General features: G+C 65.6%; 26 protein-coding genes. 9 read left to right on the top strand and 17 right to left on the bottom strand.

Annotated elements, in window-relative coordinates; genetic code table 11:
• Position 1: 1 nt before the first annotated feature.
• The 9 genes from J7E83_RS02715 to J7E83_RS02675 all read right to left on the bottom strand — a co-directional run bounded on the left by J7E83_RS02715 (position 2) and on the right by J7E83_RS02675 (position 9,493).
• Entirely contained in the window at positions 2-1,450 is a 1,449-nt protein-coding gene (locus J7E83_RS02715; RefSeq protein ID WP_214958897.1) for an aldehyde dehydrogenase, read from the bottom strand.
• A gap of 98 nt (positions 1,451-1,548) precedes the next feature.
• Complete coding sequence (locus J7E83_RS02710; protein ID WP_214958896.1) at positions 1,549-2,250, bottom strand: SDR family oxidoreductase; 702 nt, start codon at positions 2,248-2,250, stop codon at positions 1,549-1,551.
• Positions 2,251-2,345: 95 nt separating this feature from the next.
• Positions 2,346-3,782, bottom strand: coding sequence for a PfkB family carbohydrate kinase (locus J7E83_RS02705; protein WP_214958895.1), 1,437 nt, complete (start codon positions 3,780-3,782; stop codon positions 2,346-2,348).
• Positions 3,779-4,534: an SIS domain-containing protein gene (locus J7E83_RS02700; RefSeq protein WP_214958894.1), complete on the bottom strand. Its 756-nt coding sequence runs from the start codon at positions 4,532-4,534 to the stop codon at positions 3,779-3,781. The genes J7E83_RS02705 and J7E83_RS02700 overlap by 4 nt, the downstream gene beginning before the upstream one ends.
• Positions 4,531-5,784, bottom strand: coding sequence for a glycosyltransferase (locus tag J7E83_RS02695; protein ID WP_214958893.1), 1,254 nt, complete (start codon positions 5,782-5,784; stop codon positions 4,531-4,533). The genes J7E83_RS02700 and J7E83_RS02695 overlap by 4 nt, the downstream gene beginning before the upstream one ends.
• Positions 5,781-6,815, bottom strand: a complete 1,035-nt coding sequence (locus J7E83_RS02690) for a glycosyltransferase (RefSeq protein ID WP_214958892.1) — start codon at positions 6,813-6,815, stop codon at positions 5,781-5,783. Before J7E83_RS02690 ends, J7E83_RS02695 begins: the two co-directional genes overlap by 4 nt.
• A complete protein-coding gene (locus tag J7E83_RS02685; RefSeq protein ID WP_214958891.1) occupies positions 6,812-7,900 on the bottom strand; it encodes a glycosyltransferase family 9 protein in 1,089 nt (362 codons plus the stop codon). Before J7E83_RS02685 ends, J7E83_RS02690 begins: the two co-directional genes overlap by 4 nt.
• The gene (locus J7E83_RS02680) at positions 7,900-8,436 is read right to left on the bottom strand and encodes an HAD-IIIA family hydrolase (protein ID WP_214958890.1); all 537 of its coding nucleotides are present in this window, start codon (positions 8,434-8,436) and stop codon (positions 7,900-7,902) included. Before J7E83_RS02680 ends, J7E83_RS02685 begins: the two co-directional genes overlap by 1 nt.
• A 124-nt stretch (positions 8,437-8,560) precedes the next feature.
• A complete protein-coding gene (locus J7E83_RS02675) occupies positions 8,561-9,493 on the bottom strand; it encodes a sigma-70 family RNA polymerase sigma factor (protein ID WP_214958889.1) in 933 nt (310 codons plus the stop codon).
• A gap of 149 nt (positions 9,494-9,642) precedes the next feature.
• Between J7E83_RS02675 and J7E83_RS02670 the strand changes: the two genes are divergently transcribed.
• The gene (locus J7E83_RS02670) at positions 9,643-10,680 is read left to right on the top strand and encodes an NAD-dependent epimerase/dehydratase family protein (protein ID WP_214958888.1); all 1,038 of its coding nucleotides are present in this window, start codon (positions 9,643-9,645) and stop codon (positions 10,678-10,680) included.
• A 25-nt stretch (positions 10,681-10,705) separates the two neighbouring features.
• Here the strand turns inward: J7E83_RS02670 and J7E83_RS02665 are convergent, their stop codons facing one another.
• The gene (locus tag J7E83_RS02665) at positions 10,706-11,266 is read right to left on the bottom strand and encodes a hypothetical protein (protein ID WP_214958887.1); all 561 of its coding nucleotides are present in this window, start codon (positions 11,264-11,266) and stop codon (positions 10,706-10,708) included.
• Positions 11,267-11,457: 191 nt separating this feature from the next.
• Here J7E83_RS02665 and J7E83_RS02660 point away from each other — a divergent pair, with 191 nt between their 5' ends.
• The 4 genes from J7E83_RS02660 (at position 11,458) to J7E83_RS02645 (ending at position 14,706) form a co-directional block, all read left to right on the top strand.
• Positions 11,458-12,453 (top strand): hypothetical protein, encoded by a 996-nt coding sequence (locus J7E83_RS02660; RefSeq protein WP_214958886.1) that lies wholly within the window; start codon positions 11,458-11,460, stop codon positions 12,451-12,453.
• Entirely contained in the window at positions 12,453-12,884 is a 432-nt protein-coding gene (locus J7E83_RS02655) for a phage holin family protein (protein ID WP_214958885.1), read from the top strand. Before J7E83_RS02660 ends, J7E83_RS02655 begins: the two co-directional genes overlap by 1 nt.
• Positions 12,881-13,489: a DUF3618 domain-containing protein gene (locus J7E83_RS02650; protein ID WP_214958884.1), complete on the top strand. Its 609-nt coding sequence runs from the start codon at positions 12,881-12,883 to the stop codon at positions 13,487-13,489. Before J7E83_RS02655 ends, J7E83_RS02650 begins: the two co-directional genes overlap by 4 nt.
• 98 nt (positions 13,490-13,587) lie before the next feature.
• Positions 13,588-14,706: a YihY/virulence factor BrkB family protein gene (locus tag J7E83_RS02645; RefSeq protein ID WP_214958883.1), complete on the top strand. Its 1,119-nt coding sequence runs from the start codon at positions 13,588-13,590 to the stop codon at positions 14,704-14,706.
• A gap of 261 nt (positions 14,707-14,967) precedes the next feature.
• Here the strand turns inward: J7E83_RS02645 and J7E83_RS02640 are convergent, their stop codons facing one another.
• Together J7E83_RS02640 and J7E83_RS02635 are read right to left on the bottom strand one after the other, a co-directional pair.
• Complete coding sequence (locus J7E83_RS02640) at positions 14,968-15,645, bottom strand: O-methyltransferase (RefSeq protein ID WP_214958882.1); 678 nt, start codon at positions 15,643-15,645, stop codon at positions 14,968-14,970.
• Between the two features lie 69 nt (positions 15,646-15,714).
• Positions 15,715-16,038, bottom strand: a complete 324-nt coding sequence (locus J7E83_RS02635) for a thiamine-binding protein (protein ID WP_214958881.1) — start codon at positions 16,036-16,038, stop codon at positions 15,715-15,717.
• 123 nt (positions 16,039-16,161) lie between these two features.
• Here J7E83_RS02635 and J7E83_RS02630 point away from each other — a divergent pair, with 123 nt between their 5' ends.
• A complete protein-coding gene (locus J7E83_RS02630) occupies positions 16,162-16,827 on the top strand; it encodes a TetR/AcrR family transcriptional regulator (RefSeq protein ID WP_214958880.1) in 666 nt (221 codons plus the stop codon).
• Positions 16,828-17,025: 198 nt separating this feature from the next.
• Complete coding sequence (locus J7E83_RS02625; protein ID WP_214958879.1) at positions 17,026-17,250, top strand: hypothetical protein; 225 nt, start codon at positions 17,026-17,028, stop codon at positions 17,248-17,250.
• Between the two features lie 51 nt (positions 17,251-17,301).
• On the opposite strand, the gene J7E83_RS02620 is transcribed toward J7E83_RS02625, so the two are convergent.
• From J7E83_RS02620 to J7E83_RS02600, 5 genes are all read right to left on the bottom strand, one after another.
• Positions 17,302-17,619 (bottom strand): hypothetical protein, encoded by a 318-nt coding sequence (locus J7E83_RS02620; RefSeq protein WP_214959221.1) that lies wholly within the window; start codon positions 17,617-17,619, stop codon positions 17,302-17,304.
• Positions 17,620-17,693: 74 nt separating this feature from the next.
• On the bottom strand, positions 17,694-17,966 hold the full coding sequence (locus tag J7E83_RS02615) for a hypothetical protein (RefSeq protein ID WP_251043390.1): 273 nt from the start codon (positions 17,964-17,966) through the stop codon (positions 17,694-17,696).
• A gap of 75 nt (positions 17,967-18,041) precedes the next feature.
• On the bottom strand, positions 18,042-18,353 hold the full coding sequence (locus J7E83_RS02610; RefSeq protein ID WP_214958878.1) for an AzlD domain-containing protein: 312 nt from the start codon (positions 18,351-18,353) through the stop codon (positions 18,042-18,044).
• Positions 18,350-19,096, bottom strand: a complete 747-nt coding sequence (locus J7E83_RS02605) for an AzlC family ABC transporter permease (RefSeq protein ID WP_214958877.1) — start codon at positions 19,094-19,096, stop codon at positions 18,350-18,352. The genes J7E83_RS02610 and J7E83_RS02605 overlap by 4 nt, the downstream gene beginning before the upstream one ends.
• Positions 19,097-19,169: 73 nt before the next feature.
• Positions 19,170-20,078, bottom strand: a complete 909-nt coding sequence (locus tag J7E83_RS02600) for a glycerophosphodiester phosphodiesterase family protein (protein WP_214958876.1) — start codon at positions 20,076-20,078, stop codon at positions 19,170-19,172.
• 50 nt (positions 20,079-20,128) lie between these two features.
• On the opposite strand from J7E83_RS02600, the gene J7E83_RS02595 reads away from it, so the two are divergent.
• Both J7E83_RS02595 and J7E83_RS02590 read left to right on the top strand, forming a co-directional pair.
• The gene (locus tag J7E83_RS02595) at positions 20,129-21,478 is read left to right on the top strand and encodes a DUF445 domain-containing protein (RefSeq protein ID WP_214958875.1); all 1,350 of its coding nucleotides are present in this window, start codon (positions 20,129-20,131) and stop codon (positions 21,476-21,478) included.
• Between the two features lie 143 nt (positions 21,479-21,621).
• On the top strand, positions 21,622-23,193 hold the full coding sequence (locus J7E83_RS02590; RefSeq protein ID WP_214958874.1) for an HNH endonuclease signature motif containing protein: 1,572 nt from the start codon (positions 21,622-21,624) through the stop codon (positions 23,191-23,193).
• The last annotated feature ends 20 nt before the right edge of the window (positions 23,194-23,213 follow it).

Here is a 23,213-nt window from a genome sequence, read left to right as displayed (position 1 = left end):
CCTAGTCCTGGTCCTGCGGGGGCGGCGCGGCATACGGGGGCGGCGCGGCGACGTGGACCACCTTCACGCGCGTGAATTCATCCAGGAGCTCGGGCCCGTAGCCAAAGCCATGGCCGCTCTCGCCTCGCGGCTGGGCTGCGCCGCCAGGAGCGCCACCGAAAACCTCGTTGATCTTCACGGTCCCCACGGGGAGGGCCGCGATGGCTTGCTGGGCATGGGCGATACTTCCCGTCAGCACAGTGGCGGCCAGGCCGTAGCGGCCGCTTCCCGCCAGCTTTAGGCCGTCGTCGAAAGTTTCCACCACCTGCACCGGCGCCACCGGACCGAAGGTTTCCTCCGTCATCACGTCCATGTTGTCTGCGCAATTCAGCAGTACCGTGGCGGGGTAGAAGGCACCCGGCCCGTCGGGCACCCGGCCGCCTTCCACAGCCTTCGCCCCAAGCTTTACGGCCTGCGCCACCTGGGCATGGACGGAATCCCGCAGGCGCGCATCCACGAGCGGAGCCACGGTTGCGTTGGCGTTGCGGAGCGCTGCCTCGGCCTCCAGCGCCGCGCAAAATTCAGTGGCGATGGCCTCATGGACGTAGATGCGTTCCACGGACGTGCAGATCTGGCCGCTGTTACTGAAAGCCCCGATGGCCGCCTGCTCGGCGGCCCACGCAGGATCAACGTCGCGGTCCACCAGCAGGGGATCGTTGCCGCCGTTCTCCCGGATGACGTGGGCGCCGTTAAGGACCGCGGCCTCGGCTATCTTTGCCCCGGAAGCGCTCGAACCAACATGGGCAATCACATCCACCCCGGCCTGGGTCAGGAGAGTCCCGACGCCGGCTCCTCCGGAGACGGTGACGAGAACGCCCGGCGGAAAGGACGGCGCCAGTACTTCCCCAAGGAATTCGCCCAGGCGGGGGCAGCGCTCGCTGGGCTTATGGACCACGGTGTTGCCCGTGACCAATGCGGCACCGATCAGTCCGCAGGCCACGGCCACGGGGTCGTTCCATGGGGTGAGGACGACGGCGACGCCACGTGGTTCGGCCAAGGTGTAGTCGGACGCCAGCTGATTTCCCCGGAGGCTGTGTCCGCGGTGCACGGGACCCAGTTCGGCGTACTGCTCCAAGGTGGATACCCCGGCCGCGATCCCTGCCAGGGCCTCCTCGACCGGCCGCCCGGTTTCACTGCTGTTGAGTCCGGCGAGTACCGGTGCCGCGGCCGCGAGGGCTTGTGCCGCCGCCCGCAGGCACGCGCCCCGCTCCGCCGGCGACGTGGAGGCCCACCCTGCTGCGGCACTCCGGGCCGCTTGCACGGCGTGGGTTGCCGCACCAGGCTCCGTTTCCAGGACAGTCCACAGGATTTCCCCGGTGCGGGGATCCCTGATGGTGATGGTGCCGGGACCCTCTGTGTGGTTGGTACCGGTTGGCGGTTCAGCCGTGGTTGTCATGGCAGTCGTATGCATGGAACTCCTTCCGTACGCACTTCTCCTGTGCCGTTCCTTACACCTGGTTCTGTACCCCTTGCTCCGTACCCCTTGCCGGGGCGTTTACACACAGTTCCTCACGGCCAGGAGCCTTCCTCCTCGTGGCAGATCAGCATTTCCCGGACCTCGCAGCCCGTGGGTTGGGAAAGCACGAAAAGGATGGCCTGTGCCACGTTGCCCGGGTTGTTGAGCCGGGAGTCGTCCTGGGGTTTGTACTGCTCGGTCCGGTCATCAAAGAAGTGCGTCTTCATGCCGCCGGGGATCATGGTGGTCACACCGATTTCCCCGCCGGTCTCCGCGGCCAGGGCATGGCTGAAGCCCACCACGCCGAACTTGGAGGCGCAGTACGCCGTGGCATCGGCCACCGCCCTCTTGCCCAGGGTGGAAGCGACAGTCACCACCCGGCCGTGGGAGGTTTTCAGGTAAGGCAGGGCAGCCCGGACCACGGAAACCGTCCCCATCAGGTTGACGCCGATCACCTTCTCCCACTCGTCGGCGGCGACGTCCGCCAGCTTGCCGCAGCGGTCGATTCCGGCCGCGGTAACCACGGCGTCCAGCCCACCCAAGGACTCTGCGGCATCCTGGACGGCCTGTTCCACCGACGGGCGGTCCGAAACGTCCACTTCGAACGCTTTCACGGCGGCGACAGTGCTGATATCGCGGTCCAGCACCACCGGCGTGCCGCCGGCCTTAAGGACGGCCTCGACGACGGCGGCCCCCAACCCGGAGGCACCTCCGGTGACGAGGATCCGGCCGGGCCAGGATGTCTCTGTGTTCATGGTGTTCCTTTCGCTCAGGACTTCTCGTGAGGTCTTTTGTTGGGAACTTCTTGTTCGGGACTACTTTGCGGGGAGATGTGCGGTAAGCGCGGGCTTTAGCTGACTTTGGCCAAAGCGTCCGCCAGGCCAGTGGTGGAGCGGGCCGGATGGTAGGGGACGGTGACGCAGCGCCCGCCCCAGCTCTCCACCAACTCGGCTTCCGGAAGGCGGGCTCCCCGGTAGTCGCCGCCCTTCACCCAGATGTCCGGGCGGAGGCGGTCCAGCGCGGTCTCCGGGGTGTCCTCGCCGAAAATCATCACGGCGTCCACGCATTCCAGCGCCAGCAACAGCTCGGCCCGGTCCTGCTGGTTCATGATGGGGCGCTGCTCGCCCTTCAGGCGGCGCACTGAGTCATCCGCGTTCAGGCAGACAATGAGGCAGTCGCCCAGTTCGCGCGCGGCGGCGAGGGACCTGACGTGGCCTGCGTGCAGCAAGTCGAAACAGCCTCCGGTGGCCACCACCATGCCGCCGTTCTCCCGGACGCTGCGGGCCAGCAACAGTGGCTCGGTGGTCCGGTGCCTCCGTTTGCCCGGCGAAGGAGGATCCGGTAATGACGCAACACCGCCGGCCGCCAGGAAGTCAGCGGCCTCATGAACTGCCAGCATTGCGGCATCCTCAAGGTCGCGGCCGCCCACCAGATGGACGGCCAGGCTGGCGGCCAGCCTGTCACCCGCCCCGCAGGGATCAGCCACCTCAACCCGGGGCGCCGGAACCCGCCGGGGTGCCCCGCCACGCTGCCGCAGCAGAACAGCCCCGCGCTCCCCCGTGGTTACCAGGACGGCGTGGCTGCGCCACATGTCCAGCAGGATTCCGGCCACTTCACCGGCTCCGTCCGAGGAGTCTCTCCCGACTGGCCGGGAGGATGTGTTGCCCGTCCCCTTGGGCGCCTGCGAAAGCTTGTGCGCCTGCGAAAGCTTGGGCGCCTGCGAAAGCTTGTGCGCCTCCGAAAGATTGGGCGTGACCACCGAGACGCCGGGCACGGGAGCCTCACCCGCGGGATGTGGATCCCAGACGATGGGCACATCATCGGCCAGCCGCGCCAGGAGTTCCCTCAGCTGGGGGTTGGCTGCCAATCCGCGGCCGTAGTCGGCGACAATGATCGCTTCGGCGTTCTCCACGGCCCGCAGCATCGCGGAGGTGACGTCCGGCACCGGCGTCCTGCCGCAGCCCTGGTCGAAACGGACCACTGGGTGCGATCCGGCCCGGACCCGGGTCTTGACCGGTGTTGGAAAGCTGGTGGGACCGGACACGATCCGGACGCCCGAGAGTGCCTCCTCAAGCTGCCGGCCGGCGTCGTCGTCTGCCAGAACCGTCACGAGGGTGACGGGCCAGCCGTCCTCGGCCAGCATTCGCGCCACCAGACCGGCTCCGCCGGCACGGCGCCTGATGCCAGAAACGTCGACCACCGGCACCGGGGCATCGGGGCTCAGGCGTGTGGCCTCGCCGGAGAGGTCCACATCGAGGAGAACATCGCCCACCACCACGATCCTCATGGCCTGCTATCCCATTCACTTGCAGACATGCCGGCGCTGCGCCGGCTGACCTCCAGGTCGAAGGCCCGGCAGATGCTGTGCAGGGCAATCAGGTGACCCTCCTGGGCATTGGCATTGAGGGCGTCGATCATCACCGCCTCGTCGCAGGCTGTTGCCAGGGCGTTGGGCCCCGGGCCGGTCAGCGCCCAGGTGGTGATGTTGAGCCTGGAGGCTGCTTCCACTGCCCGCAGCAGGTTGGGGCTTTTGCCGCTCGTGGACAGCAGGACCAACACGTCCCCGGACCGGCCGTGGGCACGGACCTGGCGGGCGAACAGCTCGTCGTAGCCGTAGTCGTTAGCAATGGCCGTCACCGCCGAGCTTTCCGCGTGCAGCGAGATCGCGGAAAACGGGATACGTTCGCCGTCGAACCGTCCCACCAGTTCAGCGGTCAGGTGCTGGGCCTCGGCCGCGGATCCGCCGTTGCCGGCGGCCAGGAGCCGTTGCCCCCGGAGCAGCCGCTGCGCGAGCTCGACGCCCCAGGCCGCCAGCGTGCCGGACTGGCTGCGGAGGGACTCCAAGGCAGGAAGGACGTTGTCCAGGTGCAGACGCACGGCATTCGCGGACGCAGGGTCCACGAAGGCTGGACTGCCTTGTGCGGAAGGCAGCGGGGAAGGCGCCCGGGAAGGCAGCGGTGAAACACGGCCGGGTGGGCGGGCGTCGGGAAGCGCAACGGCCGGGAGATCGGCCTCACGAAGGGACCATTCGGCAGTCACAGCGCAGCTCCTTCCATCGGGACCCTGCCGGCCGAGATTCCTGCGGCCGCCAGCTGATACGCCTTTTCAGTTTCGGCGGCCACCCGGTCCCACGAATACCGCGAGCTCGCACGGTGCTGCCCGGCCGCCCCCAGTTCGGCCCGAAGCGCCGGATCGCCCAGCAGGAGGGCCAGCGCCGACGCGATTGCCTCCGGGTCCCGCGGCGGCACGTGCAGCCCGGTGTTGTGGTCCACCACAGTGTCACGGAGGCCGCCCACGGCCGCGGCCACCACGGGCACGCCGCAGGCCATCGCTTCCAGCGGAACGATGCCAAAAGGCTCATACCAGGGGGAGCAAACCACAGCGTCGGCGCTCCGGAAGATCCCGGGCATGGCGGCCCGTGGCACCTGCCCCTGAAGTGACACTTTGTCCGAAACGCCCAGTTCAGCGGCTAGGTCCAGGAGCCGCCGCACTTCCCGGTCGGAGTACAGGGCACTCGAGTCGCCGCCGCCGCCCACGATGAGGAGTTCGACGTCGTCGAACCCGGCGTCGCTGAGGAGCGGAAGTGCCCGGATCACCAGGTCCACACCCTTGCGGGGAACCAGCCTGCCGACGGAGAGAATGCGGTGGCTGCGAGGCTTTGGGTCCGAGGATCCGGTGGCGGAAAAGAGGCCAAGGTCCACGCCGCATGGGGCAATCGATATTTTGCCGGTCTTGATGCCCATGGATTTGAGTTCGAACACCTCATCTGAGCAGGTGGCGATAATCCGGTCTGCGGAGCGTGCCACGCCGGGCTCAAGCCAGCGGCGCTCAGGGGGGCTGGTGTCTTCAAGGCCCTGGTGCCTGCGCTTGACAGTGCCGAGTGCATGGAAGGTCTGGACGACGGGGACGCGGTAACCTGCGTTTTCCCTGCGTGCCGCATCGAGTGCTGCCAGCCCGGACATCCAGAAGTGGCCGTGGACCACGTCCGGTGGCCGCTGGCCCCAGTCCCGGGCGATGCCGTCCGCCAGCTCCCCCATGAAGGGAAGCAGTTCATCCTTGGGGATGTGGCAGGCCGGTCCGGCCTCCACGTGCACCACTTCCAGCCGGCGCCCCACTTTCACCCTGTACGGAAGCTCCGTTGCATCCCTCCGGGTGTAGACGGTGACGTTGTGGCCCCGCTTGGCCAGCGCAGCTGACAAGGCTGCGACATGGACGTTCTGGCCGCCGGCGTCCACCCCGCCGAGTGCCGCCAGCGGGCTGGCGTGTTCTGAAACCATCGAGATCTTCAAGGGGTGTTCCTCTCTCGCGCCGGAACAAGGATCTGCTCTTCCGGACGTTCGTTATCGGAGTGCCGCGGACGGGCGCGCAGGTCTGCCAGGAAAACATCCCAGCGGTCCAGGAACTTGCCCAGGCCGTAGCGTGCCAGCGCCGCCTCCCTGGCCGCGGCGCCCCGCCGTCGTGCTTCTTCCGGGTTGGCAACCAGCCGCCGGGCGCAGCGGAGCAACTCGTCGACGTCAGCCGAAACGGCGCCCGCTTCCGGTGGCACCGCCCGCGGCGCTTCGGTGGTGGCCAGGGCAACGACGGGCATGCCCAGATGCATGGCCTCCAGGAGGGACAGGCCCAGGGACGTCCAGCGCATGGGATGCACGTAGACCCGGCAACGGGCCAGTTCGCGGTGCAGTTCGCTGGTCTTCAGGTCCCCGCGGGAGGTGAGCCGCAACTCCTCGACTCCCGCGGCAAGGGCCAGCCCCTCTGTCTTCATGCCGAACACCTGAAGCGGGGCGACGGAGGCGAAGGCGGGAAGGAGGTCCGTCCCCGTCACCCTTCCCCTGCGCACCGGTTCGTTAACCACGATGCCCAGCTCCGGCAGTTCGCCCGTGTAGAGCTGCCCGGGGTCCGGGATCCCATGCTCGATCACCAGGGTCGGGACCGAGCCGCTGTCCCAGGCGAGCCTGTTGAAGTGCGTCACGTGCACCAGGGGGATGTCCGACCGGTCCGCAAGCGGATGCCGGGTGAACGGGAAATCGCCCTTTGGCGTGTTGTGTTCCACATACACGGCCGGCAGGTCGGCACCCGGCTGCCGTCCCAGTGCCCTGGCCGTTTCGGCGATTTCCTCCGGACGCTGAAGAACGACGGCGTCCACCTGGTCGGCGTCGAGGTCCGCCAGTGTCACTTCCCGCACTGAGTCCGGCCAGTCCCTGCCGGCACGGCCGAGACCCCAGGGGCCACCCTCCGGGAGGACAGGCAGCAGGTATTCATGGGGTCCCCGGACAAAGGCGTCCGTCCAGGACCCGTGGACATGCCATAGCAGGATTCTCATCGGTCGCGGGCCTTTCTCCTGGTACTTACGTGGGTACTGAAGGACGAGACACCGCCGATCAGCCGCTCCACCGCCTGTACAACCTCCTCGGGTGAGACGGAGTCCAGGCAGGGGTGCCCCGGGACGGGACAGACACGGGCCCTGGTGAGCCGGCACTCGGCGTTTTGGTCGCCGAGGAGTTCAAGGGGAACGCCGTAGGGGGCCCAGCGGACGGCCGGGACCACCGGGGAAAAGAGGCAGGCAACGGGAGTTCCCACGGCCGCGGCCAGGTGGGCAGGCCCAGTGTTACCGGTGACCACGGCGTCTGCCCGGGCAAGGACCCCGGCCAGGGTGGCCAGGTCGGTGCGCCCGCCCAGGTCAAGGGCCGACGGGCCCGCCACGGTAGCCGTCAGCGGCGTTTCGTCCGGACCGCCAGTCACCACCACCCGATGACCGGCACCTTCGAGGAGCTCGACGGCGGCGGCGTGGTGCAGGGGCGGCCAAGCTCTGGCCGGGACCGCGCTTCCCGGGTGGACCACCACATACGGGCCGGCGCCCACCAACTCCTGCACGTCCGGAACCGGACCCACCCGCAGCTTTCCGTCGTCGCCCGCCGGCAGTCTGAAGCCGGCTGCCCGGGCGATCCCCAGCGCGCGCTCGGCCTCTGGCTGGTCCTCGGGGAAGTCTTCCCCGGGCTTCAGCCTGACATCCAGTAAAGAGCCACCGTAGTCAGTGGAGGCGCCACTGATCCGCTCTACGCCCGCCAGCCGTAGCAGCAGTGCCAGTGGCAGCGGGGACTGATGGAAGGACGTCAGGATTACCGCCTCGGTGATCCTGGAGTTGCGCACGTAGTCGATCAACCTGTCCGCGTGCGGCCCCGTCATTTTGGGGGCAGGGTTCACGATCCACGGGCAGTCCCAGCTGTACACCTCAGCGACGCCGGGCAGCATGGCCGCCGCACCCTCGCCTTGGCGGCCGCACAACATCACCACGTGGTTGGGCCGGCTTCCGTCCGGCTGCCGGCCGTTGGCCACGGCGCGCACCGCCGGTCCAGCCAGCAGCACGTCGCCAAGGCTGTCCTGCCGAGCCACCAGGACACGTCCCATCAGGTCCCCTCCAGCAGCATGCCCACAGCCTGGGCGAGATCTTGTGCCACGAGCCGGGACTCGCTGACTTCCTCGGCCCGGGTCACTGGTGTAGGGACCAGGACTCCCGTGGCTCCTGCGGCCTCCGCCGCCCGGATGTCAGTGCCGATGTCCCCGATTAGTGCCGCCTCCGATGTTTCGATGCCGAGTTTCCGGCAGGCGCTCTGCACCATACCCGGCGCCGGCTTGCGGCACGCGCAGCCGTCCTCCTCTGAGTGCGGGCAGATCTCCCACACGTCAAAAGGCCCCAGGAGCTCCTCCACCTTTGCATTGACGCTGTCCACGTCAGCGGCGGTGATGACGCCGCGTGCCACGCCGGACTGGTTACTCAGCACGCCCGTCGCCAAGCCCCGCGCCCGGAGTGAATCCAGCACCTCCTTGGCGCCCGGCATAGGACGGACCAAGCCGGGATTACCGTTGTAAGGCACATCGACCACCAGGGTTCCGTCCCGGTCGAACAGAACAGCCCTGAGTTGAGGAGTTGCGGAGCTTCCCATACCCACGTTGTTCCCCTGTGCTGCTGCTCCTAAACAGCCTGGGAAGCTTTTCTCCGGATTACCGCGCCATATCAGTGCAGGTCAGGGCCGAAAGCGTCCGAGTGCGGCCCTGCAGCCGGACGTGTCAACAGGACCTGGAGGCCCTTCGCCTGACGTTGACGCGGGAACTGGCGTGGTGCGGCGACCCATTCATAGACAGCCCTGACCCGGCCATTCTGTGGGCCACGGACGGCGACGTTCTCTGAGCCGCGGAATCGGATTCTGCAGAGTCGCTGGCCTCGAGGAGCCTACGTTGGAGGTCAACGAGGACGCGGGCCAGACGGCGCGAAACCTGCATCTGTGACATTCCCAGCCGCTTGCCCAACTCCACCTGCGTCTCTTCGCAGAAGTACCGTCGGTACAGCAGCTCCCGGTCCGCGGAATCCAGCTCCTGCATGGCGTCCCGAAGGCATGCCAGTTCTTCCAGCCGCTCTATGGGCATGTCAGGTGAGGCGAGCATCTCGCCGATAGGGGGCGAGTCGCCGTGGGCATCGACGGCGTCGAGCGAGTCCGGGTGCAGGCTGCTGGAGGCGCAGATGGCCTCCTGCGCCTCGGCTGCGTCCACGCCGAGATGCTGGGCAAGTTCAGAGACCCTAGGGATTCGGCCCAGCGTCTGCGCCAGCTCGGGTTCCGCACGGAAAATGCGGGAGCGAAGATCCTGGATGTGCCGGGGCGGCCTGACCACCCAGCTGCGGTCCCGCAAATACCTCTTCAGTTCGCCGGTGATGGTGGGCGCGGCATAGGCGGGAAAGCTGTCACCTTTGGTCTGGTCGAAGCCACGAGCAGCCTTCACAAGGCCGAGATAAGCCACCTGATTAAGGTCGGCGCGCTCCCGGCCGCGGGCTTCGAAACGCGCAGCCAGGGCCTCAGCCAGGTCCAGGTAGGCCAGGACCAGCTCGTTTTCGAATGTTTGTCGTAGCCGTCCGCTTTTGGGAACCGAAGCTTGCGGAGAATGATCCGGCGGCAGCAGCTGGATGGGTGAAGTTTCCATGGCAAGTGCAGCAAAAAAATCAGGCATTGTCGGTGGTTCCTTCGGGTCGGGGGGCCGAAAGCCTGCGGCAAGACTTAGAAGTAGGAGAACATAAGCCTGCTTATAAAACAATGCTTTCCGGATATAGGCTCGACGTGCTGGTGGAACCACCAGCCACACGCGAAGGAGTCCTCCATATGCGTATTGCCATCGTAGGAGCCAGCGGAAATATGGGCACCGCGTTGCTTCGAAACCTTCAAGGCCAGCTGGCAAAAAGACCTGGAAGCCTGGAGCTGGTTGGTGTCAGCCGGCGGCTCCCGGACACCGCACAGCCTCCCTACGCCGGCGTGGAGTGGCACACCCTGGATGTGGGCCAGGACGACGATTTACCGCGCCTGCGTTCGGCCCTCGCGGGAGTGGATGCCGTGGTCCACCTGGCCTGGCAGCTGCAGCCAAACCGGGACCTGGACATCCTGCACAGGACGAACGTCACTGGGACCGGCAACGTACTGGAAGCCGCCAGGGAAGCAGGCGTAGGGCACATCGTGTGCGCTTCATCGGTCGGCGCCTACAGCAAGGCGCCAAAGGACCAGAGAACAGATGAATCTTGGCCGGCAGGTGGAATACAGGGCTCACACTACAGCCAGCACAAAGCCGAACAGGAAGCCCTGCTGGACCGGTTCGAGACGGAGCAGCCGGACGTGAAGGTTGCGAGGCTCAGGCCGGGCCTGATCTTCCAGCGGGACGCAGGGAGTGAAATCGGACGATACTTCCTGGGCCCTCTCCTGGCCAGGCTGCTGCCGCGGCGGGTATGGACCCCGGTCCTCCCGGTACCGGACGACCTGATTTTCCAAGCCGTCCACGCCGACGATGCCGCCGAGGCGTATTGGCAGGTGCTGGACCGGGGTGAGTCCGGAGCGTTCAACATCGCTGCGGAACCAGTCGTCACCCCGCAGGAACTGGCCCGCCTTCTCGGTGCCAGACGGATTCTTCCCATTCCAGTGGCACTGCTGCACGCATTAGCCGCACTCACATGGCGGCTCCGCCTCCAGCCGACAGACCCTGGATGGGTGGACATGGCCGCCGGAGCGCCCGTCATGGACACTGGACGGGCGCGCCGCCTCCTCGCCTGGGAGCCGCGAATATCGTCCATCGATGCCATAGTCCAGGTTTTGGACGGCATCGGAGCGGGGGACGGAGTCGCTCCTTCCCCCGCCCTGAAGCCGAGGAACTGACCGCTCCCCGAGCTAGGTGGCGCCGCTAGATGCCTGAACGCGGATTGTCGCGGTCGGTCCGGACATCGGTGGTCCCGGCGTCCCGGTCAGTCCTGATGTCGCCAGTCCCGGCGGTCCGGGCATCGTCCGTCCGCGCATCGCCCATCCGCGCATCGCCCATCCGGTCGTCTTCCGTCTGGGCAATCCGGGTGTCGCCAGTCCGCGCATCGTCCGTCCGCGCATCGGTCCGGGCGTCCCTGTCCGAAGGTACGTCCGGATCGATGGCGTCAGCTTTCCTGCTGTGGCTGGCAACGTCTTCACGGAGGGAGCTGGCAGCTGCCGCCTTCTGTTCTGCTTCCTGCTTCAGCCTGGCGGCTTCGACCTGCGCCTGCTCGGCGTCGGCCCGGGCGCGGGTTGCCCGGACCTCATTTTCACGGGCATCCAGCTCGATGTTCTGCGCCTTCTGGCGGATTTCCGCGGCCTTTTCCCGGTGCGATTCGTCACGCTTCTGCTGTATCGCCTTACGGCGCCGTCCCGTCAGCAGCAGCACAATAAGCACCACTACAACGATGCCGACAACCACCCAAACCCAAGATGTTGTATCCAAAGCCATCCACCTCTTTCCAGTTCGCTACGACCGGATCCGAGTTAATGCCAGGACGGCAAGGGCCCCGGAATCCGTTTGAAAGTTATTTAGCAAGGGTACTTACTTTCTGTTAGTAATCATGCTTACTATTTTACGGCCAGTATCGCTGGTTCTTGATCAACAACCGGCCTTCTTGGAAAGAGAGAGCAAAGATGACAGAGAACCAATGGCCCGAGGACCCGGCTTACACAGTTCCTCCGACCACCCCAGGGACCATGGGCGAGCGCAGTGCTACGACCTTCCCGTCCGCTGCGACTCCACCAACAGGCGACACCTACGAAACCTCCCGCAAGGATGCCATGAAGGAGGAGGCCGGCGATGTTGCCCGGAGGGCAGCGGACTCAGCCCAGACCGTGGCCGAAACGGCTAAGACTGAGGCGGCAAACGTCGCCTCTGAAGTGAAGGCGAACGCCAAAGACCTTCTCCACCAGGCCCGCAACGACCTCACCCAGCAAGCAGGCACCCAGCAGCAAAAGGTTGCTGACGGCCTGCGGTCGGTCTCGGACGAACTGCACGCTATGGCGCGCGCGTCCGACCAGCCCGGCGTCGCCTCTGACCTTGTCCGCCAGGCTGCTGAACGTTCCTCCTCCGTGGCTTCCTGGCTGGACGGCAGGGATCCCGGCTCGCTCCTGGACGAAGTCAAGACCTTCGCCCGGCGGCGCCCCGGCACCTTCCTGCTCCTTGCGGCCGGCGCCGGAGTCCTCGCCGGACGGCTCAGCCGCAGCCTGAGTGCAGGCGCACCCGGATCTACCTCCGCTTCCGGATACACCGGGCAGTACAGCGGCGGCCAACACTCCGGCGGCCAATACACCGGAGAGCAGTACAGCGGAGAGCAGTACGGTGCCGGCCAGGCCGGCCCCGGCGGCTATTCGCCCGCTGGCGGCGGGGCAGTCCCGCCACCACCGGTTCAGCTTCCTGCTCCGGGCACCACCACGGCAGGATTCGACGGCGGCGCCCCGGGAAGCAGCTATGCCGACACCACCAGCACGGCCAGTCCGCTGGACAGCCCGCAATTGGTAGAGGAAGCCTGGTCCGGCAACAGGACGGCCGACGACCCGTTGGGCGACCGCGAGTTGGCCGATGATCCCATGGGCACGGACCCCCTCACCCGGGACCGCTCCGCGGACGGCCAGACTGGCAGGCCGTGATGACCAGCCAGATACCCGAGACTCCCGGAGAAGCTGCGCACGCGAAGGCGGACAACAATTCCTTGGGCGATTTGCTGGGAGAGGTCACCCGCGACCTGTCCACGCTCATGCGTCAGGAACTGGAACTCGCCAAAGCTGAACTGAAGCAAACCGCGACCAGGGCCGGCAGGGGCGGCGGTCTGCTCGCCGGCGCCGGCGTTGCCGGGCATTTCGTCCTGCTGTTCCTCTCCATTGCCCTTTGGTATGCCTTGGGTTTGCTGATGGGGCTGGGCTGGTCCGCGGTGGTCGTGGCCCTGATCTGGGCCATCATTGCCGCCGTTCTGGCCTCGATGGGGCGCAAGGAACTCAAAACGGTTCAGGGCATGCCCCAGACCGCCGAAACACTCTCTGAAATCCCCCCAACCCTAAAACCAGGTGAGGTAAACCGATGAGCGACAACCCGGACGCGATCCGTTCAGACATTGAAGCAACCCGCGCCCGCCTGGGCACCAATGTGGATGCCGTGGCGGACAAAGTCACCCCCTCCAACATCGTCCACCGGCAAACGGACAAGGTGAAGGATGCCGTCTTTGGAGTGAAGGAGAAAGTCATGGGAGTAGCAGACGACGCTACTGCACGTATGCATATGGGCACTAGCAGCACCGGCAACCCAGTCGGCTCCGCTCTTGGCGATGCCGGCTCCACCATTGGTGAGGCACCGCAGCAGGTCATGTCCAAAACCCAGGGAAATCCGTTGGCCGCAGGTCTCATCGCCTTCGGCGCCGGCCTGCTGCTGTCTTCACTGATCCCGGCCAGCGAGAAGGAACGCGAAGCGGCGGACTCCCTCAAGACAGCCGCCGAACCGCTGACTACCGAACTGACCGAGGCAGCGAAGGAGATGGCGCAGGGTTTGAAGGAACCCGCACAGGAAGCCATGGAAAACGTCAAGGCAACAGCCACCGACGCCGCCGAGCACGTCAAGGAGGAGGGGCAGATGGCCACCGCCGATGTGAAAGACAGGGCAGCGGACGCCAAGGACCACGTACAGAACACCTGACACCGCGACGCCAGATACCAACAGCGCCACAGACAGGCCGGCTCCGCCTCCGCGGTGGGCCGGCCTGTCTGTTGTTACCCTTTTCGAGAGGACAACCCATGGCCACTCACGACGAACCCGAGACCAGTACCGCAAAGGCGGGCAGGGCTCCGGCCCCGGACGATCCCAGGAAGCCGGACAGCCCCACGGAAGTCAGGAAACCGTCCTGGAAGTACATTGCCCAAAAGACCCTCAGGGAGTTCACCCAGGACCAGTGCCCCGACTTGGCGGCCGCACTCACGTACTACGCCGTGCTGTCGCTGTTCCCCGCACTCCTGGCCCTGGTCTCGCTCCTGGGCATCTTCGGCGACGCACAAAAAACGACGGCGGCACTCCTGGAAATCGTGCAGGGCATCGCTCCGGGGTCGACCGTGAATACCGTCCGCGGCCCGATCGAGGAGCTGGCCGGATCACCCGCCGCAGGTTTTGCGCTGGTCATTGGACTGGCCACCGCACTCTGGTCCGCCTCCGGCTACGTCGGTGCGTTCGGCCGCGCCATGAACCGCATCTATGAAGTGGACGAGGGCCGCCCCTTCGTGAAGCTCCGCGGGACCATGCTGGCCATTACCCTGCTGGCCGTCGTTATCGTGGCCCTGCTCGCCGGCATGCTGGTGCTCAGCGGACCGGTGGCGGAAGCCGTGGGCGGTGCCATCGGTCTCAGCGGGGCTTTCCTCACGGTCTGGAACATCGCGAAATGGCCCGTCATCGTGGCGCTGGTCATCGTGATCATCGCTGTTCTGTACTACGCCACACCGAATGTAAAGCAGCCCAAGTTCCGTTGGATGAGCCTGGGCTCGTTGATCGCCTTGGTGATCTTCCTCCTGGCCTCCCTTGCCTTCGCCTTCTACGTAGCCAACTTCAACAGTTACAACAAGACCTATGGCGCGCTCGGTGGCGTGATCGTGATGTTGCTCTGGCTCTGGATCCTGAACATGTCGCTGCTGTTCGGTGCGGAGTTCGATGCCGAGATGGAGCGCGGACGCCAGCTCCAGGCAGGCATCGAGGCGGAGGAGACGCTCCAACTGCCGCCGCGGGACACAAAGAAGAGCGAGAAGCTCCAGGAACAGGAACAGGAGGACATCCGGAGGGGGCGCGAGCTGCGGGAACGCTATAACGGCAGCAGTCCTGAGAATAACAGTGCCGACAAAGGCGGCAAAGAACGGGGAACTGGCGAATAGACGGACCATCCGGATGGAAACAGCAGGGCTAGGCAGGGCCTCTAAGTTGGAGGAAAATTAGGTGAGAAGCAGGTCCTGTGAAGTTTCCCGGGTCAGGTATGGCCCGGGTGCCAGGCGGGGTCGGCGGTGAGATGGCCTCTTCTGAGACCGAGGCCAGTCCCCCCAGTCGCCGTCGGCCCCCTCGATTCACCTCATTGGTTCCAACCCTTTTTGGCCCGCGAAGCAGATTCAACGGGCTCGCGCTGCCCACCAGTTCATCCTTCAGAGGACCCGGGCAAGGGCGAACCCGTCCCATCCTTTGGACCCGACCGTCTGGATCACGGTGGCATCGAGCTGCGGGTGGTTTCCCATCAGCTCCAGCGCGCCGATGATTCCCGGCGCATTGACCTGGTCCATGGATGGGTCCAACACGGCTCCTTCCCAGATGGCGTTATCTAGCACCACGGTGGTTCCGGGCCGGCCCAGGCGGACGGCCCAATCGAGGTAGCTGGTGTTGTTTTCCTTGTCCGCGTCAATGAAGACAAAATCGAAGGGCTCCTGGTCCTCCGCCTGCAGGGCGGCTAACGAATCAAGGGCAGCCCCGACGCGGATCTCCACTTTGTGCCCCAACCCTGCTGCATCGACGTTGGACCTGGCCACGTCCGCATGTTTGGTGAGATATTCGCACGTCACCAGCTTGCCGTCGTCGGGAAGTCCCTCAGCCATCCAGATGGTGCTGAACCCGGCCAGCGTACCGATCTCCAGGACACGGCGGGCACCGGACAGCTGGACCAGGAGCTTCAGGAGCTTGCCTGCGTTCGGCGCCACTTCTATGGCCGGCATCCCGGCGTCGACGGCGGACTGCACCGCTCGCTCCAAGGCTTCGTCAGGATGCACCACGGTGACCGTCAGGAAATCTTCGACTGCCGCCCACGCGGGCTGGGGCTTGTGCTCAAACATGGCCATAGTCTGGCACGCACGATGGAGTGGGTCTAGGCACCCCGCCGTCGTGCTGACCGAAGGCCGGTCTCAGGAACCGCTGGCGATTGCCTGCTCCAGCCGGTCCACTTTTGCGGTCAGCTCGCCGCCGTAACCGGGGCGGATATCAGCTTTGATGACAAGCGACACGCGGCTCCCGAACTGGCCTACGGCCTCGGTGGCCCTCTTCACCACGTCGAATACTTCGTCCCACTCGCCTTCGATGGTGGTGAACATCGAATCTGTCTGGTTGGGCAGACCCGATTCCCTGACGATTTTCACAGCGGCGGCGACGGCGTCGTGCACTGACGCATCGGAGGGGCGGGACCCGCCCGAGGGCGTGCCGGACGGGGCGACCGAAAATGCAAGCAACATGGAGCCAGTCTGCCACGGCGACGGTCAGGGTACACATGCCTGTTGCCCGCACGGTATGCGTCATAAAGCCGCCTACCCTCCAGTAACAGTGAACGCACCGGGCTGCGTTGCTAACCTGATCGCATGGATCTCGCAGTCGCCCGCAAACCGCTCCGTGCAGATGCAGCTCGGAATGTGGACAAAATCATCACTGCGGCCCGTGAGTGTTTCCGCGATTTCGGCCCCGATGTGCCGCTGCAGACGATCGCGGCCACGGCCGGAGTGGGCCCCGCCACCCTGTTCCGCAACTTTGCTGACAAAGAGGAGCTGGTCCTCGCCGCCCTCAACCGGCAACTTAGGCTCACTGTGGATCCCGTCATCGACGACGCCCTCGCGGACAGAGACGCTGCTGAAGGCCTGCTCCGGGTCATTGAAGCGATCATGGCCGCGGCCAGTGATAACGCAAACCTCCTGGGGGCCGTTGCCGGTCGTCGTGAACTGCTCACCGGAATCACAGGCTCGCTGATCGATTCGATCGGCATCCTACTGGGCCGGGGCCAAGGGCAGGGCACACTGCGGACTGACATCTCCATGACGGACATGTTCCGGCTGCTGGCCATGCTTATTGGGGTCGTGGATACCATGGAGCCCGGATCCGACGCCTGGCGCAGGCCTGTCGCGCTCATCGAGGACGCCATCCGCAGCGAACGGCCGCACAGGCCGTTGCCCGCCCATGTGCCGTTGCCGGCCAGCCAACTCCAGGGACCGCAGGTCCCAGGCATACCGCCCCGGGGCTCACGGCTCAGCTAATCCTGCTTTTGGGACCGGCGCTTGCCGGGGCCCGGCGCATGAGGGACCAGCCCTGTCGGGGCCGGTGCCCTGCCCATTGTGGGTCGTGCAGGAGTTGGAATACACTCAGGTAGGGTTACGCAGCCAGCCTCTGAATTCCCCGATGGAGCGACCCATGAAACACGTCCTGCGTTATCGAACCAGTCCGGTCACCTCGCGATGAAAAGCTCGCAGCTCTCCCAGTTCATCAGCGATCCCCGCGGGCCGGAAGAAGTCCTCCCCACCCTGCCGGCGGAAGAGCTTGCCAATTTGTTGGATGCTCTTTACCAGAACCTTGATACCCCCACACCGGAATTCGGTGCACAGGTATGGTACGAGCTGGGCGTCGAAGAAAGCGCCCGCCGGGCTGTCTCGCCAAGCGACGCGGCACATGGCGTCGCCTAGGTAATCCCTGCCGCGACTGGAGCCAAGCTAGCTCACTGGCATCGGAGAAAGCTAGCTTGTGCTGCCGTCCGCTGCAGCGCTGCTGCTCTGCTCGTCGGTGTCCTCGTCATCGTGATGATCAGCATCATCGTGATGGTGGGCGTGTTCCTTGGCTTCCATCAGATGCTGCTGCAGCTTTTCTTCGGCATCCCGCCGGCGGCGGGCAGTGTCACGAAGTTCCCGGGTTGATTGGGACCCGCTCGGATCGACATATGCCAGGCGCGGCTTTGAAAACGGTTCGGCACCGGGGCCACGGGTCTCGGCCACTTCTCCGGCACTTTCGCTGTCAGTCTCCGGCTTGTCAGTGTCTCGCTCTGGATATTCATTCATTGCGATTGCTCCTTTCGGCCGCAAACCTGCTGCGGCCCTCTCTCCAGTGGACCACAGATCAGTGCAGGAGAAGGCTAATCTTTACGTGTTGACCCCCGGCTGCGTATTTCGTCGCGCACGGCAGCGTAGAGGGCCGCTGCGTGTGACCCCTGGCCGATGTCCATGGCGAGCCGGAGACGCTCGGCGAGGAAGTCCAGGTCAGCGGAGGGGACCTCGGAGAGCGAACTAAACCGGGCGAAGAAGCGTTTGACGGGCATTCCAGCGCGACGCTTGGCAGCAGCAAAGCTGCGGGTAATTCCGGATCTGTCACCGGCTGTGTGCAGTTGGTTTTCCATGTCACCACTCATGCTGAAGCTCCATGGCCAGCTGCATAGCCAGAGCTTCATAGTACAGTGCTTGTGACCCGAGTCACCAGAGAACGGTCAGTTCCACCCGATCATACGCAGCAACGCAGCCGTACAAGCACCTGCTATAACCACCAGCAGGAAGGGCGCCCGGAAAGCGAGGGCGACAGCTGCGGCCGCGAGTGCGCCAACACGTGCATCGGCTGCGAGGGACTGGCCTGTCGCTACCGTGTTCACAACGGTCAGTGACGCCAGCAGGCCGATGGTCATGGTACCGGCCACACGGGACACCCGGGGATCCTTTAGGAACCTGGCGGGCACAAAATAACCCACCACCTTCCAGGCATAGGCAAGGGCACAAGCCAGCAGCAACCAGATCCAAAGATTCATGCGCCCGCCTGCTGTGAGTCCTGGCGCCTGTGATGGTGTTCGGCGTAGGGATCGACGTCGGGCTCCAGCCCTTCGTCGCTACGCCCGTGGCTGAACCATCCGGCCAAGGCTGCAACCACTGCGGCGACCAGGATGGGCACGCCCGCCGGAACGAACGGCACGACGAGCACCGTGGCCAGGGCGCACACCACCGCAATTGCCACGGGTTCGCGCCCTTTGAGCCTCGGCCACAGGAGGGCCAGGAAGGCGGCGACGGCCGCACCGTCCAGCCCCCACTGTTTGGGGTCGCCCAGCCCGCTTCCCGCTAGAGCGCCCACCGCCGTGAAGAGATTCCACAGCACGTAAATGCCGATGCCAGCTGCCCAGAAGCCGCGCTGCTGCTCAGCAGGATCACTCTGGCCGGTACTGGTCGCCGTCGACTCGTCGATGGTGAGCTGGGCGGCCACGTATCTGCGCCACCCTTTCGGATGGAGGAGTGCATTCAACTGCATCCCGTAAATGCCGTTACGCATACCCAGCAGCGTGGCGGCGCCCATGGCGGCTACGCCTGAGCCACCGCCAGCCACCACTCCTATGAACGCGAACTGCGAGCCACCACTGAACAGCAGCAGGCTCAGCGCGATCGTCTGCCAGAAGCTGAGGCCCGAGGTGACGGAGAGCGCACCGAAGGAAATCCCGTAAAGACCTGTTGCGATGCTGATGGAGAGGCCCACTCTGACGGCGGGCGATGCCAGGAGCTTCATGGCTCCACTCAATCACAGCTCACGCTTGCCGTTGACAATTGCCGCCGTTAAGCAACAGCCGGCAACCATTCACCTAATCCGGCAGTTGGAGCTGCAGGCCGGCTGGCTGGATCTGTGCCAGGACCCTGGCTGGAGTGTTTGTGGTGATCTCGTGGATACCCAGGCCCTGGCACAGTGCCACGTCCCGTTCGGAGTCCACCGTCCATACCCGAAAGCGACGGCCGGATTCCAGCCAGCGCTGCACGGTGCGGGCGTGTTCGCGGACATAGGTGATACCTGGGCCTGCCAGCCGGACCTCGCATTCATCAATGATCCGTTCGCCTTCCAGCTGCGCAGCCTTCATAACGTTGGCTATGGCGCCTCCGGTCAGCGACCCCAGGCCAAGCTCCTCCCGGATTTCGTCCACATCGATCTCGTCCACCAGCTGGCAGATAAACTCCGCAGGGACCGACTGGAGGAGGTGCCTCACGGAATCCGGACTGAAGCTCATAAAGGTCACTGTGATGTTGTCCAGCGAGGAGGTGCCGGCGTCCCAGCCTTCACTCCGGAGCACGTCCAGCACGCGGTCCTCAAGCTTGAGCTGGAAGGGACTGGGATGTTTGAGTTCGATAGCGAGCCGGATGTCCCGTCCGGCGTCGCGAAGAACGTCCAGGAGCTCCGAAAGGGCAAGGAACTGCTCGGACCGGGCACCGTATTTCTCCGGAATCCGGGCACCTTTCCAGGACGAGAAGTCAAGGAGCCTCAATTCATCCAGAGTGCGCTCGGCAACGGGGCCGGTCCCATCGGAAGTGCGGTCCAGGTTGGCGTCGTGGAGCAGCACAACGTGCTGGTCCCGGGTCAGGTGGACGTCGCACTCCACGCCATCTGCGCCGTCGGCCAGGGCCTGGAGGTAGGCGGCCCGTGTGTGTTCGGCGAACGCCGCGCTGGCACCCCTGTGGGCAAAGACCAGGGGCCTCTTCGGCAGAGACTCGTCGATTGTCATGAGGACACGCTAGTCGGTCCCGCCAACGCGTGCGGGACTAGGCTGGGCACATGCAGGTGAATTCTGAGCCAATTACCAGGGAAGTCCCGGACCGGACCGCCGGCTCCCCGCCGCTGTCGCCCAAGGCGAGGGCCGCCGTCGTCGGCCATCAACTCAGTGAAGCGGACGCCGAAAAGGCGGCAGCGCTGCGGAAAATGAAGCTCGTGGCGCTGGGCCTGCTCATCGCCATGGCGGTCATTTTTGTGTTCGCGTTCGCGCTGCAGAAGGACTATACGTGGCTGCAGTATGTACGGGCGGCAGCTGAGGGCGGGATGGTGGGCGCGCTGGCCGACTGGTTCGCGGTCACCGCCCTGTTCAAGTACCCCATGGGAATCAAAATCCCGCACACTGCCATTATCCCGCGCCGCAAGGACCAGATCGGGGCGTCGCTGGGTGAGTTCGTTGAGACCAATTTCCTGTCCGAGCAGGTGGTCCAGGATAAGCTCGCCAGCGTGAACATCGCCCGAAAGGCTGGCGAATGGCTGGCCGGCCCGGGCGGGGCGGAACGCGTTGCAAAGGAGGGTGCTGCCGTCATCCGCGGTGCGTTCAAGGTCCTGAACGACGACGACGTCCAGGCAGTGATCGAAGGTCTGGTCCGCAAGCATCTGCTGGCTCCGCCGTGGGGACCTCCGGTGGGCAGGATGGCGGAGCGCATTTTTGCTGACGGGCATCATCACAAGCTGGTGGACCTGTTGGTGGACCGGGCGGCGGACTGGGTTGACGACAACCATGAGACCATCAGCCGGCTGGTCTCGGACCGTTCCCCCACTTGGGTTCCACAGTTCGTTGACGGGCTCGTGGGCGACAAGGTGTACGTGGAGATCCTGAAGTTCACGCGCGCGGTCCAGTCCGACCCCAACCATCAGGTGCGGCTCTCGATCGACAAGTACCTCAACGATCTCGCGCAGGACCTGCAGTTCGATCCGGCGATGATTGCCCGCGCCGAGGACATCAAGGCGCAGGTTTTGGGCGATCCCGAGGTCCGTGAACTCGCCTCCCGCACGTGGGGGACGGTGAAGGGCGCCCTGCTGAGCGCAGTGGACGATCCGGACAGCGATTTGACGGTGAAGTTTAAAGCCGCGGTCCGCGACTTCGGTTCACGCCTCGTCAACGATGCCGAGCTCGCCGGAAAGGTCAACGCCTGGATCGGCGACGCTGCGGGCTATCTGGTGAGGACCTACCGCTCGGATATCGCGGGCGTGATTACGGAAACCGTGGCGCGCTGGGACGCCGAGGAGACGTCGCGGAAGATCGAACTCCAGGTGGGCAAGGACCTGCAGTTCATCCGCATCAACGGCACCGTAGTTGGCTCCCTCGCCGGGCTGGCCATCTTCGCCGTGGCGCACCTGGTGTTCGGCTGATCTTCGGTTGACGCGGCCCCCGCCCTTCCGGCGAACGTACACTTCTGGTGCACGTCGCAACCACTTTAGAAAAACTTCGCGAATCCTTCTCTGGAGGCGTCCGCAGGCGCTTAATTGTCGGCGCCTCCTGACATCCTTTGGGTATGGATGGAACGGGTGTTTGGACGACGGAAAGCAGGGACGCCTTCCAGGCTGTCGCCGCTGCCGTTGCCGCGCTCGACCGGCCGGGCGGACCTGACAATGATGCCGCCGAGCGGGAGTCGGATCCGTTGCGCCGCCATGTCGATGCCTGCCTGGACCGGCTGGCCGGGATCGCCCGCCTGGAAGCCATGACGGCTGCCCTGAAGGTGCGGACTGCCGCTGAGTTTGTCGAAGGCACCCAGGCCGTGGCGTCCCCGGCGGCATCACCGCAGGAGCACACCGCCCAGGAAATGGCGGTGGTCGCGGAGGTCGCCTGTGTCCTGACGGTCAGCGAACGGGCTGCCGGGGCGCTCCTGGCCGAATCACAGACACTGACAGCTGCCCTGCCGCTCACCCTGGCCGCGTTGCAGGCCGGTTCCATCTCGTGGCAGCACGCCCGTTTCATGGTCGACGAAACAGCCAACCTCGACCCCTCCGCCGCCGCGGAGTTGGAGGCGCATTTCCTGGACCCGGCCGCCCCGAACCCGGCCCGCGGCTGCCCGGCCGGGGACCTGGTCCCGTCCCGGTTCCGGGCCAACGCCCGTACCTGGCGGGAGCGGCACCACTCGGTGTCCATCGAGGAACGCCACATCCGCAGCGCCGCCGACCGACGCCTGGAATATACCCCGGACCGGGACGGCATGGCCTGGCTCTCGGCCTACCTGCCCGCCAATCAAGCAGCGGGGATCTGGGACCGCGCCACCACCGCCGCCCGGGCCATGCAAGGCCCCGGCGAGGCCCGGACCCTGACCCAGCTCCGCGCCGACACCGCCGCCAACTGGCTCCTCGCCGGCAAAACCGCAGATGGGACTGCGTCCCCCAGGGCGCAGGTCCTGCTCACGGTCCCGGTGTTCTCCCTCCTGGGCCTGACGGATGAACCCGCAACCCTGGACGGGTACGGGCCCATCCCTGCGTCCATGGCACGGGCACTCGTCGCCGACGGCGCCGACTCCTTCCACCGGGTCCTCACCGACCCCCGAGACGGAGCACCGCTGGAAATCGGCCGCACCAGCTACCGCATCCCCACAGCAATGCGCCAATGGCTCCGCCTGCGGGACGGGAAATGTCCGTTCCCGGGCTGCAACAACCACTCCCTGGACAACGAAGCCGACCACCTCCTCGCCTGGGCCGATGGCGGCACCACCGGCATCACCAACCTCGGCCAGCCCTGCCACAAACACCACAGACTCAAACACACCAGCGCGTGGAAACCCACCCCGGCCACCCAAAATAAGCCGCCCGGGTGGGTATCACCCAGCGGCCGCCACTACCAAAGCGAACAACAAGACTGGGAACCACCAGTGTGGCCCGCCGAGTTCTTTCTCCTTGGCCCTGTCGCACGTCCACCGGAGAAACCAGAACATCCCGAAGATCCCAGTCCGGACAGGGAACCCGCCCCTGCCCATGGGGCTCCGAACCTGACCGGGATGACGGTCTGGAACTTAGGCCGCCTCCGCAAAGGCGCCAGAACCCAGCCCTACCGTGACCTCACGCTTGCGTGTTGTCCACGAGTTCGCGGTGCCGTCACGTCGTGAGCAGGCCGTGAGTAGATCGC

Origin of the sequence: Arthrobacter sp. ISL-48 (assembly GCF_018613805.1) — a bacterium.
GTDB lineage: Bacteria > Actinomycetota > Actinomycetes > Actinomycetales > Micrococcaceae > Arthrobacter.
This window is presented reverse-complemented; position numbering and strand designations above follow the sequence as displayed.